14 protein-coding genes are annotated in these 13,894 nt (G+C 56.4%); 13 read left to right on the top strand and 1 reads right to left on the bottom strand.

The features are described from left to right. Positions 1-4 precede the first annotated feature (4 nt). A complete protein-coding gene (locus J2S20_RS06910; RefSeq protein WP_106612190.1) occupies positions 5-727 on the top strand; it encodes a GTP pyrophosphokinase in 723 nt (240 codons plus the stop codon). A gap of 167 nt (positions 728-894) precedes the next feature. Here the strand turns inward: J2S20_RS06910 and J2S20_RS06915 are convergent, their stop codons facing one another. Beyond that, positions 895-1,677: a GNAT family N-acetyltransferase gene (locus J2S20_RS06915; protein ID WP_106612189.1), complete on the bottom strand. Its 783-nt coding sequence runs from the start codon at positions 1,675-1,677 to the stop codon at positions 895-897. A 267-nt stretch (positions 1,678-1,944) separates the two neighbouring features. Here J2S20_RS06915 and pyrF point away from each other — a divergent pair, with 267 nt between their 5' ends. From pyrF to J2S20_RS06975, 12 genes are all read left to right on the top strand, one after another. Next, a complete protein-coding gene (gene pyrF, locus J2S20_RS06920) occupies positions 1,945-2,862 on the top strand; it encodes an orotidine-5'-phosphate decarboxylase (protein WP_106612188.1) in 918 nt (305 codons plus the stop codon). 16 nt (positions 2,863-2,878) lie between these two features. Then, a complete protein-coding gene (locus J2S20_RS06925) occupies positions 2,879-3,658 on the top strand; it encodes a dihydroorotate dehydrogenase electron transfer subunit (protein ID WP_106612329.1) in 780 nt (259 codons plus the stop codon). Then, positions 3,655-4,566 (top strand): dihydroorotate dehydrogenase, encoded by a 912-nt coding sequence (locus J2S20_RS06930; protein ID WP_106612187.1) that lies wholly within the window; start codon positions 3,655-3,657, stop codon positions 4,564-4,566. The genes J2S20_RS06925 and J2S20_RS06930 overlap by 4 nt, the downstream gene beginning before the upstream one ends. Positions 4,567-4,589: 23 nt before the next feature. Further along, the gene (gene pyrE, locus J2S20_RS06935) at positions 4,590-5,273 is read left to right on the top strand and encodes an orotate phosphoribosyltransferase (RefSeq protein WP_106612186.1); all 684 of its coding nucleotides are present in this window, start codon (positions 4,590-4,592) and stop codon (positions 5,271-5,273) included. Between the two features lie 15 nt (positions 5,274-5,288). Beyond that, the gene (locus J2S20_RS06940; protein ID WP_106612185.1) at positions 5,289-5,738 is read left to right on the top strand and encodes a VanZ family protein; all 450 of its coding nucleotides are present in this window, start codon (positions 5,289-5,291) and stop codon (positions 5,736-5,738) included. A gap of 34 nt (positions 5,739-5,772) precedes the next feature. Further along, complete coding sequence (locus tag J2S20_RS06945; protein WP_172463631.1) at positions 5,773-6,171, top strand: hypothetical protein; 399 nt, start codon at positions 5,773-5,775, stop codon at positions 6,169-6,171. Beyond that, on the top strand, positions 6,171-8,375 hold the full coding sequence (locus tag J2S20_RS06950) for an aminopeptidase (RefSeq protein WP_307254499.1): 2,205 nt from the start codon (positions 6,171-6,173) through the stop codon (positions 8,373-8,375). The genes J2S20_RS06945 and J2S20_RS06950 overlap by 1 nt, the downstream gene beginning before the upstream one ends. A gap of 93 nt (positions 8,376-8,468) precedes the next feature. Continuing rightward, the gene (gene purE / locus J2S20_RS06955; protein WP_106612182.1) at positions 8,469-8,978 is read left to right on the top strand and encodes a 5-(carboxyamino)imidazole ribonucleotide mutase; all 510 of its coding nucleotides are present in this window, start codon (positions 8,469-8,471) and stop codon (positions 8,976-8,978) included. Positions 8,979-8,993: 15 nt separating this feature from the next. Then, positions 8,994-10,019: a phosphoribosylformylglycinamidine cyclo-ligase gene (purM, locus tag J2S20_RS06960; RefSeq protein ID WP_307254501.1), complete on the top strand. Its 1,026-nt coding sequence runs from the start codon at positions 8,994-8,996 to the stop codon at positions 10,017-10,019. Then, on the top strand, positions 10,013-10,651 hold the full coding sequence (gene purN, locus J2S20_RS06965; protein ID WP_307254503.1) for a phosphoribosylglycinamide formyltransferase: 639 nt from the start codon (positions 10,013-10,015) through the stop codon (positions 10,649-10,651). Before purM ends, purN begins: the two co-directional genes overlap by 7 nt. A gap of 19 nt (positions 10,652-10,670) precedes the next feature. Then, positions 10,671-11,948, top strand: coding sequence for a phosphoribosylamine--glycine ligase (gene purD, locus J2S20_RS06970; RefSeq protein WP_307254506.1), 1,278 nt, complete (start codon positions 10,671-10,673; stop codon positions 11,946-11,948). A gap of 41 nt (positions 11,949-11,989) precedes the next feature. Further along, positions 11,990-13,879 carry a fructose-1,6-bisphosphatase gene (locus J2S20_RS06975; RefSeq protein ID WP_307254508.1) on the top strand — a complete coding sequence of 630 codons (1,890 nt, stop codon included), beginning with the start codon at positions 11,990-11,992 and terminating at the stop codon, positions 13,877-13,879. Positions 13,880-13,894 lie beyond the last annotated feature (15 nt).

Here is a 13,894-nt window from a genome sequence, read left to right on the forward strand (position 1 = left end):
TGCCATGGAGATTTCCAGCAATCCCAACAGTGAGTTAAATCGCTACATTGTCCAGATTCCGGACGTCGTGCAGGTTCCTGAGAGCATCGGGAGCTGGGCCCATCAGTTTCAGGAAGCGATGATGATGTACGGCTGCGCCATCCGGGAGGTTAAAACAAGGCTGGAAGTGCTGAACGATGAGCTCTCGGTAAGGAATCAGAGAAATCCGATTGAGATGATCAAGTCCCGCGTCAAGAAACCACTCAGTATCATTGAAAAGCTGCAGCGCCGCGGTTTCCCCGTGTCCCTTAGCTCCATGCAGGAGAATCTGGACGATGTCGCGGGAGTCCGGGTCATCTGCTCCTTCGTGGACGATATCTACGATGTGGCAGGAATGCTGATGCGGCAGGACGACGTGCGCGTCATCGCAATCAAGGATTATATCAAGAATCCGAAGGACAACGGTTACCGCTCCTATCACATGATTGTGGAGGTTCCTGTGTTCTTTTCGGATAAGAAGCGCTACATCCGCGTGGAGGTTCAGATTCGCACCATTGCGATGGATTTCTGGGCGAGTCTGGATCACGAGCTGAAGTATAAGAAGGAGATCGACGACTCGGATGAAATCAGCGAGGAGCTGAGGGCCTGCGCGGATATCATCGCGGAGACAGATGAGAAGATGCTTGCGATTCGGAAGCGTATCGAGCAGCAGGGCGGTCCGCGCAGGGAGAATAACTGGAAGCACTGAGCATCACCCGCAGAGGCAACGCGTGCTCTATACAGCTTGGCATTTTCTATAAAGCAAAAATATGCACCCCGGAGCAGCCGTATAATAAGGCCTGCTTCGGGGTGTTCTTGTCCGGAGGCGGTCATGCCGGTATGTCATCGGATATTTCAGATGGAGGAGCTGTCGCCTCAGAAGGTTATCTCATAGTAGCGAAGGCTCGTGGTGACCGTGAAGCCGTTCTTCTCATAGAGGCGTATTGCGGGGAGATTTTCTGCACTTACCTGAAGGGAAGCCTGCTTATAGCCCTGCTTTCTCAGCACGCCGAGGAGCTCCGGGAAGACCTCGCTGCCGATGCCCCTGCCTACCATATCCTTCTGCACAGCGATGCGGTGCAGGTAGCAGTGCGCATCCTTCATGGGCATGAGATAGCAGCGGAACACAGGCTTGTCACCCTCCGCCGGAAGAGCTTCATAGCAGATCACACCCTCGCCGGAGGGGGCGGAGCGGCGGAATCGGTACTTGGTGCCGGGGAGGGGCTTCTCCGAGAGATCGCAGCGCATCTCCGTCTCCTCACTGGTTTTGGAGGCGCCGATAGAGAGCAGCACAGGGAGTGCCGCTTTGCAGGCACTGTCCAGCGCGAAACGAACAGTAACCGGACCACCCGCCAGGCTCTGGCCGGGAAGAGCGAGCTGCGCCTTCTCCCAGAGCGCACGGAAGAGTCCCTGTCTGCGGCAGTCGGGATCGGTGAAGGCACTGACCTCATACAGAGTATCATCCAGCTTTGAGAGTGCCAGTACAGCGCGCGGTGCGTCTGTCTCCAGATCTCTCGCGATGAAAAATTTTGTCTTCGGTTCCAGCAGAGGGAAGGTGATGGAGAAGGGCTCCTTCTCATGGCTTCGCATAAGGATGGTCCGGATTGCCTCCTGTTCTCCGCGGTTCAGTCTGTTTTGTTCGGTAAGCTTCATATTCATAAAAAGTATCTCCGTTTTCTGAAATCATTTTCTGCAATCAGTCAATGAATCTTTATTTTTTGCGATGTTCACAGTATAGCACAGTTTTATGCCGGATAGGAAATTACGATTTCCTGATTAAAGATTGAAGACAGAGAGCGGCCGGAGCGGAGAGAAGCTGTTGCCACCCCCGCGGAAAGCCCGTATAATAAACGAAGACAGAAGGGATTCAAACAGAATAGAATGTTTGATAGCGGCGCAGAGCTGGCGCTGTTGGAAGGAGACTGTATGATTTCCAGGCTTATCGAAAAAATCAAAGAGACGAAGGCGCCGATCTGTGTGGGGCTGGATCCGATGCTTTCTTATATACCGGAGACACTGAAGGAGCGCGCTTTTGCGGAGAAGGGAGCAGACCCCGAGGGCGCGGCGGAGGCGATATGGCAGTTCAACCGGGCCCTGATTGACGCGGTTCATGATCTCATTCCTGCGGTGAAGCCGCAGATCGCAATGTATGAGCAGTTCGGGATTCCGGGGCTTCAGGCATATGAGCGAACGGTCCGCTACTGTCAGGCGAAAGGGCTGGTTGTGATAGGAGATGCAAAGCGGGGCGACATCGGCTCTACCTCTGCGGCCTATGCGACAGCACATCTCGGTGCGGCAGAGATCTGTGGGAAGGAATACCCTGCGTTTCAGACCGATATGGTGACGGTCAACCCCTATCTCGGGAGCGACGGCGTGCAGCCCTTCGTGGATGCATGTCAGCGCTATGATCGCGGTGTGTTTGTGCTGGTGAAGACCAGCAATCCCTCGAGCGGAGAGTTCCAGGACAGACTGATCGACGGCAGGCCGCTCTATGAGTGGGTTGCGGAGAAGGTCATGGAGTGGGGGAGCCCCTGCATGGAGGGCGAGTGGTCCAATGTCGGAGCGGTGGTCGGCGCAACCTATCCGGAGATGCTTGCGAGACTCAGAGAGCTCATGCCGCACACCTTCTTCCTTGTCCCGGGCTACGGGGCGCAGGGCGGCAGCGCAGAGGATCTCCGTCATGCCTTCGGTCAGGACGGTCTCGGAGCCGTTGTGAATTCCTCCCGCGGCATTATTGCGGCGTGGAAGCAGGAAAAGTATGTGGCATTTGGAGCGGGAGATTTTGCAGGAGCGGCGCGACAGGCGACGCTGGATATGATTGCCGACATCCGTTCCGTGCTCTGAGCAGGGAGCGGTGAAGATGAAAAAGCAGATGGAGAAATGTCATATTCTCTCTCAGAGGGAGCTTGGAGCCGGTATTTTTGATCTCGTACTCCGTGCGCCGGAGATTGCCGCAGAGGCAGTGCCCGGTCAGTTTGTAAATGTATATCTGAAGGATCGTGCGCGCATACTTCCGCGTCCCTTAAGCCTCTGCGCCTTTGACAGGACGCAGGGGACGATACGTCTCGTGTACCGTGTGACAGGAGAAGGGGCGGGCACAGAAGAGCTCTCCTCGTATCCCGCGGGGACTGAGCTTCCGGTGCTTGGACCGCTCGGAAACGGCTTTCCGACGGAGCTGGAATCGGTGTGTGCGGTGGGGGGCGGAATCGGTGTGCCGCCGCTCCTTGCGCTTTTAAAGGCACTTCCGGGAAGAAAAACTGCGGTGCTCGGCTACCGGACTGCGGGGCAGATGTTTTTAAAGGAAGAGTTTGACGCCGCGGCCGATGCGGTATTTGTCGCCACGGAGGACGGGAGCTTCGGCACGGCCGGAACGGTGATTGACGCGCTTAAGACACTTCCGGTGCAGCCGGAGGCGATACTGAGTTGTGGCCCGAGACCCATGCTCCGCGCGCTGAAGCAGTATGCGGCAGAGCGCGGCATAGCGCTCTGGGTCTCCATGGAGGAGCGCATGGCCTGTGGGATAGGCGCCTGTCTCGGCTGTGTGACAAAGAGCACGGAGACAGATGCACACTCTCAGGTGAAGAATAAGCGCGTGTGTAAGGACGGCCCGGTATTCCGGGCAGAGGAGGTGGTGCTGTGACAGAACCTTCCCTTTCAGTCAGTATAGCCGGAATCGAGCTCAGGAATCCGGTTCTGACAGCGAGCGGCACCTTTGGCTCAGGACAGGAATATTCTGAATTTGTGGATCTGAACCGCCTCGGGGCTGTGGTGACCAAGGGAGTTGCGGACAGACCCTGGCCGGGGAACCCCACTCCGCGCGTGTGCGAGGTCACGGGAGGCATGCTGAATGCCATCGGTCTGCAGAATCCGGGGATCGATGTCTTTCTGCGGCGCGATATTCCCTTCCTCCGGCAGTTCAATACGCGCATTGTCGTGAATGTCTGCGGGCACACGGAGGAGGAGTATCTGGCGGTTGTAGATCGGCTTTACGATGCGCCGGTTGATCTTCTGGAGATCAATATCTCCTGCCCGAATGTGAAGGAGGGCGGAATTGCCTTTGGTCAGGATCCGCGCGCGGTGGAACACATCACAGCGGCGGTGAAGCGGCATGCGAAGCAGCCCGTCATCATGAAGCTGTCCCCGAATGTCGCGGATATCACGGAGATGGCGCGCGCGGCAGAGTCCGGCGGCGCAGATGCACTCTCCATGATCAATACATTGACGGGGATGAAGATCGACATTCACAGAAGGAGTTTTGTTCTGGCGAACAAGACTGGAGGCCTGTCGGGACCCGCAGTGAAGCCGGTTGCGGTTCGCATGGTGTGGCAGTGTGCAAAGGCCGTGAAGCTGCCTATCATCGGCATGGGCGGAATTGCCTCGACGGAGGACGCGATCGAGTTTCTGCTTGCCGGAGCGAGCGCCGTCTCTGTCGGCACGGAGAATTTTGTGAATCCGCGTATTACCGAGGAAATCGTGGACGGAATCCGCAGCTATATGATAAGATACGGCGTGGAGAATATACAGGAGCTGGTCGGAGCAGTGCGCTGACAGCCTAAGGAGCAGGGGAGAAGATGGAGCGGTACAAGCAGGAATTTATAGAATTTATGATCGACTGTGAGGTCCTGAAATTCGGGGACTTTGTGACAAAGAGCGGAAGAAAGACCCCGTTTTTTGTAAATACGGGCTTTTACAGAACCGGTACGCAGCTGAAGCGCCTCGGTCAGTATTATGCGAAGGCCATTCATGAAAATTTCGGCGAGGACTTTAGTATACTCTTTGGGCCGGCCTACAAGGGGATTCCGCTCTGCGTCGCCGCCGCCATGGAGATGAGCGAGCTCTACGGTGCGGAGATCGGCTACTGCGCGAATCGGAAGGAGGCCAAGGATCACGGCGACAGAGGGATACTTCTCGGCAGTCCCATTCAGGATGGAGACAGAATTGTGATTATAGAGGATGTCACGACTGCCGGAACCTCGATCTCTGAGACCATGCCCATCATCCGCGCACAGGGCGATGCAGAGGTGCTGGGACTTGTGGTGAGTGTGGATCGCTGTGAGAGAGGGCAGGGAGAGCAGAGCGCGCTCCAGGAGATCGCGGAGCGCTATGGTATCCGCACCTGCGCGATTGTCACCATGAAGGAGGTTGTGGAGCATCTCTGCAATCAGCCGTACAGAGGACAGGTCATCATTGATGACGCGCTGAGGGAGAGAATCGAGGCGTACTACAGGCAGTACGGAGTCCGGAATGAAATCTAAATCTGAGGTCTCCGCATGAATCGCATCAGACCGCGTCACAGAGCGGCAGGAACTGTACTCTTTCTTCTCTATCTCGCATGTCTTATCTATTTTCTGTTTTTTGCGGAGGCGCTTGGCAGAAGCGGAAGCGAGCTCTACCACTATAATCTGGAGCCCTTAAAGGAGATACGCCGCTTCTGGCTCTACCGGGAAAGTCTGGGGAATGGCGCTTTTTTGCTGAATACGCTGGGAAATGTCCTCGCGTTTCTGCCCTTTGGCTTCTTCCTTCCGATAGTCAGCGGGCGCTGTCATGATTTTCTGACGCTCTTTTTTTCCGGGGCCCTGTTCTCCGGAGGAATAGAGCTCATACAGCTGCTGACCAGACTCGGGAGCTTTGATGTGGACGATATTCTGCTGAACACAGTCGGCGCCGTGCTTGGCTATCTCATCTTCCGCATGTGTATATGGAGGTTGGAGCGTGTTTAATTACAACAGAAAAAAATACCATTTTCTGCGTCCTGTGAAGAAGGAAAACGATTCTATACTGGAGCGTCCGGAATTCAGCTATCCGGAGACCCGGAGTGACAGGAAGGAAGGTCGTGCGGACGGCAGACTGGTAAACTATCTGCGAAAGCCGCGCTCGGAAATCGGGGCGACTGCTCTGACCTCTGCGGCGATTGCCGCAGGACTCACCGTGCTGGCCTTCTGGCTCATGGTGAAGACGCTGGGCAATCCGCCGCTCTATGTTTCTGCAATTGCAGGCAGCGCGGTGTTGTTTTCACTCTATGCGGGGGGCTGCGCTGTGCTTTCTGTGCTGGAGAAGGACAGAGATCATCTGTTTGCGCTGCTGGGACTTTCGATCGGAGGAATGGTGCTGATTACGTGGATCATTACGATGCTTGTGGGGGTGACGGCCTGATGGATGAAAATATGAGAGCGCTCGCCGCTGCAGAGTCAGGAGAGCTCAGGGCGGCGGAGACAGAGGCGTCGCTTTGTCGTGAAAGAATTGAATTGGCCATGGAGCGGATTCGGCTCATCCCGGAGGACAGGGGTGTACCGGATCCGTTTCACGGCTTTTTTTGTGATGTCGCGCAGTATCTTTTACAGTTTGCCGCCCTGCGTGAGAGTCTTCACAGCGGATGCTACAGGACGAAGAGTCTTGCAGAGATGCAGGCGATCCAGAGCGGACTCTATCGGGATATGCTGCCGGAGAACTATCCGTCCTCATGGCTGAATCCCGCCTGTGCCGCTCTGCGCTGCCGGAGTGCAGAGGAGGATGCGCAGCGGGGGGATCCAGAGGGGACGAGGCGTCAGGAAGCCATGGAGAATGCGACCCGGCTGGGACAGCTGCTCTCCGCGCTCTACGCGGAGCTATATGCGCTCCTTCCCCTCTGCTATGCGGACAGGGAAGCGGATATGGCGCCGATCCTTGAACTGTTTCTGCAGTGCTACGGCCTGTTCACTGCAGGTGAGATCCCGAAGAGCGAGACGCTTCGCAATGTCCTCTACTGGTATGCCTTTGACTATCTGGATGTGACGGTGCCGGAGCGGACAGAGGCGCTGCTGGAGCCGGAGGAATCTGTTCAGGCCTCCCTCTATCACGGTTTTTCGAGGGAGGATCTGCGCTACCTGTTTTTTTCGGGGGATTATGTGTCGGAGAGCTGCTTAAAAACAGCAGAATTTCTGAATTCTCTTCCGGAGGAGGAGCTGCAGCTAGCGGCAGAAACCTTTACGGAGGGCTTTGCTGAGGGCTTCCGTGCCATGGGACGTGCACTTCAGAACAAGAGCACGGTCGCGATCCGCTATCTTCGCGGTTTTGAGCGGTTGGTGGAGCGGGAGGCAGAGCTCTTTGCCGCGCAGGGACTTCGCACCATACTTCCGCCTCCGGCTTCCCGCCTCACAGAGCGCATTCCCGGGCGGGGCGCGCGCATGCAGTCTTTAAGTCCAAACCGGCAGTTTGATTATGATCATCGCTTTGATGCGGCGATCTTCTGGGACAAGGCATTTACAGACAGGAAGCTCACAGAGCTCCGCGCGGCCTATGAGGCGCGGCGCGAGGCGGCGGGACGCTATGCAGGCCCTGCAGTGATGGAATATTTCGGGGAGGAGAGCTTTGAGCCTCTGCGCTGCACAGATGCCCTTGCCTTTACCGAGAAGCAGAGAAGGCTCCTGAATCTCTATATGGCGGAGCTCTCTGAAATCACAGAACAGTATATGCCGGGCGATGAGACGAGCTTTACGATCATCGCCTGGCCGCTCCCGGAGATTGGGGAGTTCTTTCCCGCGCTCTTCCGGGACATTGTCCGCATCAACACGCTGGACAATGCCCACTGGAGAATTCTGCAGCAGCAGCTCATTGATCTTCTGGATCGCTGCGATTATGCAGAGATCGTCGGAACGGGGAGAAATGAGACCTCGCTTCGGATTGCCCTCAGAGAGCTTCGGGATCCGGAGAAAGAGACGCGCTTTGAGAACTGTGTGTCCGATGTCAATATTCCGGCAGGAGAGGTTTTTACCTCTCCGGTGCTGAAGGGCACGGAGGGACTTCTGCATGTATCAGAGGTCTATATAGACGGATTGCTGTTTAAAGATCTCAGAATCAGGGTTGCAGACGGACAAACGACGGAGCTCTCCTGTGGAAATTTCTCCGATCCGGAGGAAAACCGCCGCTTTGTGGTGGAGAATATTATGGGGAATCATGCCTCTCTGCCCATGGGGGAATTTGCGATCGGAACCAACACGCTGGCCGCAGCGGTTGCGGCGCGCTATGGGATAGAGCGACAGATGCCCATCCTCATCGCGGAGAAGACAGGACCTCACTTTGCCTTCGGAGACACCTGTTACAGTCACGAGGAAGATACCATGACCTATAATCCGGACGGGAAGGCCATCATTGCCCGCGACAATGAGATCTCGGCGCGGCGGCATGATTGCCCGGCGGAGGCTTATTTCAATCATCACAAGGATATCACCATTCCCTATGCGGAGATCGGGCGCCTGTCCGCCGTGATGCGGGATGGCGGGAGAGTCGACATAATCTGCGACGGGCGCTTTGTGCTGCCGGGGCTCTCTGAGCTGAATGAGCCGCTTCGGGAGCTGCTTTATGGCGGGCAGAGGGACTGACAGATACAGAGTCAGCAGATACGGATACGGAACGCAGAGGAAGCTGCAGGCGGGATGGTCCCGGCTGAAGATTCAAATGAAGGAGGAAGAAGCATGGCGAAGGTCGGAATTGTTATGGGTAGTGATTCAGATATGCCTGTGATGGCACAGGCGGCGGATTTCTTAAAGAAGATGGGCATTGATTTTGAGATGACGATTATTTCTGCGCATCGCGAGCCGGAGGTGTTTTTTGACTGGGCGCGCAGTGCGAGAGCGCGCGGCTACAGAGTGATCATCGCGGGAGCGGGAAAGGCGGCGCATCTTCCCGGCATGTGTGCGGCACTCTTCAGCCTTCCGGTGATCGGTATTCCGATGAAGACCTCAGATCTCGGCGGGGTGGATTCTCTCTATTCCATCGTGCAGATGCCGAGCGGAATTCCCTGTGCGACAGTTGCGATCAATGGCGGAAAGAACGCAGGCATACTCGCGGCGAAGATACTGGCTGTTGCGGATGAGGCACTGGAGCAGAAGCTCTGCGCTTATGCGGAGGAGCTGAAGAACGAGGTGGTGCAGAAGGACGCGCGACTTCAGGAAATCGGTTACGAGGCATATCTCAACAAGTAAACGACAGGAGGCATTATGGACTACAGAAATTCCGGTGTTAATATTGAGGCGGGCTACGAGTCTGTTGAGCTGATGAAGAAATATGTGAAACGCACCATGCGCCCCGAGGTGCTGGGCGGGCTCGGCGGCTTCTCCGGCGCCTTCTCCATGGAGGCAATTAAGGGAATGGAGGAGCCGGTGCTGCTCTCCGGAACGGACGGTGTCGGCACAAAGCTGAAGATCGCCTTCCTGATGGACAGGCACGATACGATCGGCATTGACTGTGTCGCGATGTGTGTGAATGACGTCGCCTGTGCGGGCGGAGAGCCGCTGTTTTTCCTGGATTACATCGCCTGTGGGAAGAACTATCCGGAGAAGATCGCAACCATTGTATCCGGTGTTGCGGAGGGCTGTCTTCAGTCGGGCTGTGCGCTGATCGGTGGTGAGACTGCGGAGCATCCGGGACTGATGCCAGAGGAGGAATATGATCTCGCCGGTTTTTCTGTCGGTGTCTGCGACAAAAAGGATCTCATCACAGGCGAGCTTCTGAAGCCGGGCGATGTGCTGATCGGGCTTGCATCCACAGGAATACATTCCAATGGCTTCTCTCTGGTGAGAAAGATCTTTGACATGACAGAGGAGAGCATGAATACGTACTATGAGGAGCTCGGCGCAACGCTCGGCGAGGTGCTGCTCGCTCCCACCCGCATTTATGTGAAGGCACTGAAGGCTGCAAAGGAGGCCGGCGTGCGCATCCATGCGTGCAGTCATATCACGGGCGGCGGGTTTTATGAGAACGTGCCGCGTATGCTGAGGGACGGCGTGCGCGCTGTGATCCGCAAGGACTCCTATGCGCTGCCTCCGATCTTTCAGCTCATGCAGAAAAAGGGCGAGGTCGAGGAGAAGGTCATGTACAACACCTACAATATGGGAGTCGGTATGATCGTCGCGGTGGATTCTGCGGATGTAGAGCGGACCATGAAGGCCTTCCGCACTGCGGGAGACAGCTGCTTTGTGATCGGTGCTGTCGAGGCGGGAGAGAAGGGAGTCGAGCTGTGCTGAGAGTCGGCGTACTGGTGAGCGGCGGCGGCACGAATTTGCAGGCGATCATTGATGCGAAGCGCGCAGGACGCCTGCAAAACGTGGAGCTCTCCTACGTGCTCTCCAATAATGTAAACGCGCATGCACTGGAGCGCGCACGGAAGGCAGGAATAGAGGCGGAGTGTCTCTCGCCGTCGGAATTTCCGGACCGGGAGAGCTTCAACCATGCGCTGCTTCGGCGGCTTCAGGAGAAGCGGCTCGGGTTGCTGGTGCTGGCTGGGTATCTCGTGCAGATTCCGGCGGAGCTCATACGGGCCTTTCCCGGACGCATCATCAACATCCACCCGTCTCTCATTCCAAGCTTCTGCGGGAAGGGCTGCTACGGGCTCAGGGTACATGAGGAGGCGCTGCGGCGCGGTGTGAAAATCACCGGGGCGACGGTTCATATCGTGAATGAGGAGCTGGATGGCGGCCCCATCCTGCTGCAGAAGGCCGTTGCGGTGCGAGACGGAGATACCCCGGAGATCCTGCAGCGACGCGTCATGGAGGAGGCGGAGTGGATTCTGCTTCCGCAGGCCATTGAGGAGATTGCGGACGGAAGGCTGGCAGTCAGGACGGACGAAGAAGAGCTGCGCACAGAAAATGCGGAATGAGCAGCCGGAAGGAGATCAGATGAAGATACTGGTAGTCGGCGGAGGCGGGAGAGAGCATGTGATCTGCTGGAAGCTCGCACAGAGCCCGCGGGTGGAGAAGCTCTACTGCGCGCCGGGCAATGCGGGCATCGCGGAGGTCGCGGAGTGCGTGCCGATCGGCGTCATGGAGTTTCAGCGCATCGCGGATTTTGCCGAGGCGCATCAGATCGATCTGACGGTCGTCGGTATGGACGACCCGCTGATCGGGGGGCTGGTGGATGTGCTTGAGGCGCGTGGGCTCCGGGCCTTTGGTCCGCGGAAGAATGCCGCGATACTGGAGGGCTCCAAGGCGTTTTCAAAGGAGCTGATGAAGAAGTATGATATTCCGACTGCGGAATATGAGACCTTTACCGATGCGGAGGCCGCACTGCGCTATGTGGAGCACTGCCGGATTCCGGTGGTTCTGAAGGCGGACGGGCCGGCGCTCGGGAAGGGCGTGCTCATCTGCATGACGCGGGAGGAGGCTGTGGAGGGAGTACGCCGCCTCATGGTGGAGAAGGCCTTCGGAGATTCCGGAGATACCGTGGTGGTGGAGGAGTTTATGACCGGCCGGGAGGTGAGCGTGCTCTCCTTTGTGGACGGAAAAACCATACGTACCATGGCAAGCGCACAGGATCACAAGAGAGCGAAGGACGGAGATCTGGGTCTGAACACCGGAGGCATGGGGAACTTCTCTCCCAGTCCTTTCTATACGGAGGAGGTCGATGCCTTCTGCCGGAAGCATGTATACCAGAAGACGGTGGATGCGATGGCAGCGGAGGGGCGTGAATTCAAGGGCGTGATCTTTTTCGGCCTCATGCTGACGGAGGACGGACCGAAGGTGCTGGAGTACAATGCGCGTTTCGGAGATCCTGAGGCACAGGTGGTGCTGCCGCGCATGGAGAATGATCTGGTGGAGGTCTTTGAGGCCTGTATCGACGGAACGCTCGATCAGGTGGAGCTGAAATTCAGGAAAGAGGCTTGCGTCTGCGTGGTGCTTGCAAGCGACGGCTATCCGCTCGCCTATGAGAAGGGCATCCCCATGTACGGTTTTGAGAAGTTCCGCGGCAGGGAGGACTACTTCTGCTTCCACGCGGGGACCAGCTTGGATGAGAGCGGACAGATCGTGACAAACGGCGGAAGAGTGCTCGGGATCACAGCGCTTGGGAAGAGCCTCAAGGAGGCGAGACGCAAGGCCTATGAGGCGACGGAGTGGATCAGCTTCCGCAATAAATACATGCGTCACGATATCGCGAAGGCAGTGGAGGAGCTGAATTAAGCTGGATTCAAGAAATTTCTTTTCAGACTTTGGAGGAGGATATGGATCAGAGACAGCTGAAGTATCTTACACTTTTGTCGGAGAAATTTCCGACCATACAGGCGGTATGCACAGAGATCATAAACCTTGCGGCGATTATGAATCTGCCGAAGGGCACAGAGCACTTTATGAGCGACATCCATGGTGAGTATCACGCCTTCCTGCACATTATGAACAACTGCTCCGGCGTCATACGGGAGAAGATCGAGATGATCTTTGAGGGAAGACTCTCCGAGTCAGAGCAGAGGGCGCTGCGCACCCTGATTTACTACCCGAAGGAGAAGCTGAGGCGGCTTCGGGCGGAGGGAAAGATCACGCCGAAGTGGTATCGGGAGACCCTGCGGGAAATGATAGAGATCGCGCGGGTGCTCTCCTCCAAGTACACCCGCTCCAAGGTGAGAAAAGCGATGCCGAAGGAATTCGGCTATATCATCGACGAGCTTCTGCACGCACAGCCGGATGAGGACAATAACCGTCAGGGCTATCATGAGAGAATTCTTGATACCATCGTCGGTATTCAGAACGGCGATGAGTTTATCATCGCGCTCGCCGCACTGATCAAGCGCCTCGCGGTGGATCATTTGCATATTGTGGGAGATGTCTTTGACCGCGGCGAGGATCCGGACAAGATCATTGAGCTTCTCATGAACTACCACTCTCTGGATTTTCAGTGGGGCAATCACGATATCCTGTGGATGGGGGCAGCCTGCGGAAGCGATGCCTGCATCGCGAATGTGATACGAAACAATGTGCGCTATGACAACATACGCGTGCTGGAGAGCGGCTACGGAATACCGCTCCGCGGGCTTCAGAACTTCGCGGAAAAATATTATGAGGGAAGCTCTAAGAAGGCGATGGTGAAGGCCATCAATGTGATACTCATGAAGCTTGAGGGACAGGTCATACTGCGGCACCCGGAGTATGAGATGAATGACAGGCTTTTGCTGGACAAAATAGACCGCGAGCATAAGAGCATCACCCTCGGGGCGCACTGCTATGCGATGAATACGCTGGAATTCCCCACAGTTGACTGGGAGCACCCCTATCAGCTGAGCGAGGAGGAGCAGGAAGTTGTGAATGATTTTCACACGGCCTTCATGAGCAGTCCGCGTTTAAAGCGCCACATAGAGTTTCTCTACTCGGTGGGAAGCATCTATCTGAAGATGAATGACAACCTTCTCTTTCACGGCTGTGTGCCTCTGAATGAGGAGGGACAGATGGATGAGATGAATTTCTTCGGTCAGTATTACCGGGGAAAGGCCTATTTTGACTGCTGCGAGAGAGTGGCGCGTCAGGCCTACCACACAGGGGAGCAAAAGCATCTTGATTTCATGTGGTACCTCTGGGGCGGGCCGAAGTCGCCGATGTGCGGGCGCGTGGTGAAGACCTTTGAGCGCAGTTATATTGATGACAAGGCGGCGTGGAAGGAGCCGCAGGATCCCTACTACGACTATTTGGATTCCGAGAATACCAGCCGCATGATACTCAGGGATTTCGGCCTGAAGTCGGATCTCTCCCACATCATCAACGGGCACACGCCGGTACATGCCTCTTCGGGAGAGAATCCCATCAAGGCGGAGGGCAAACTCATCGTGATCGACGGGGGGTTCTCCAAGGCCTATCACAAGACCACGGGTATCGCGGGCTACACGCTGATCTACAATTCACACGGCATGCGGATCAAGGCGCACGCGCCGTTTGAGAGTGTGGAGAAGGTGCTGAGCGAGAATGCGGACATCGAGTCCCGCGCAAATCAGTTTGAGATCGAGCCTTACCGGGTCATGGTCGGGGATACAGATATCGGAAAGAATATCGCGCAGCAGATCGAGGACCTGAACGAGCTTCTGGATGCCTACCGCGACGGAAGCATCGCGGAGGGCGTGGAGAAGTAAGAGAAAAGAGATGCA

The sequence above is a fragment of the Moryella indoligenes genome (genome assembly GCF_030812885.1).
Taxonomy (GTDB): Bacteria; Bacillota; Clostridia; order Lachnospirales; family Lachnospiraceae; genus Moryella; species Moryella indoligenes.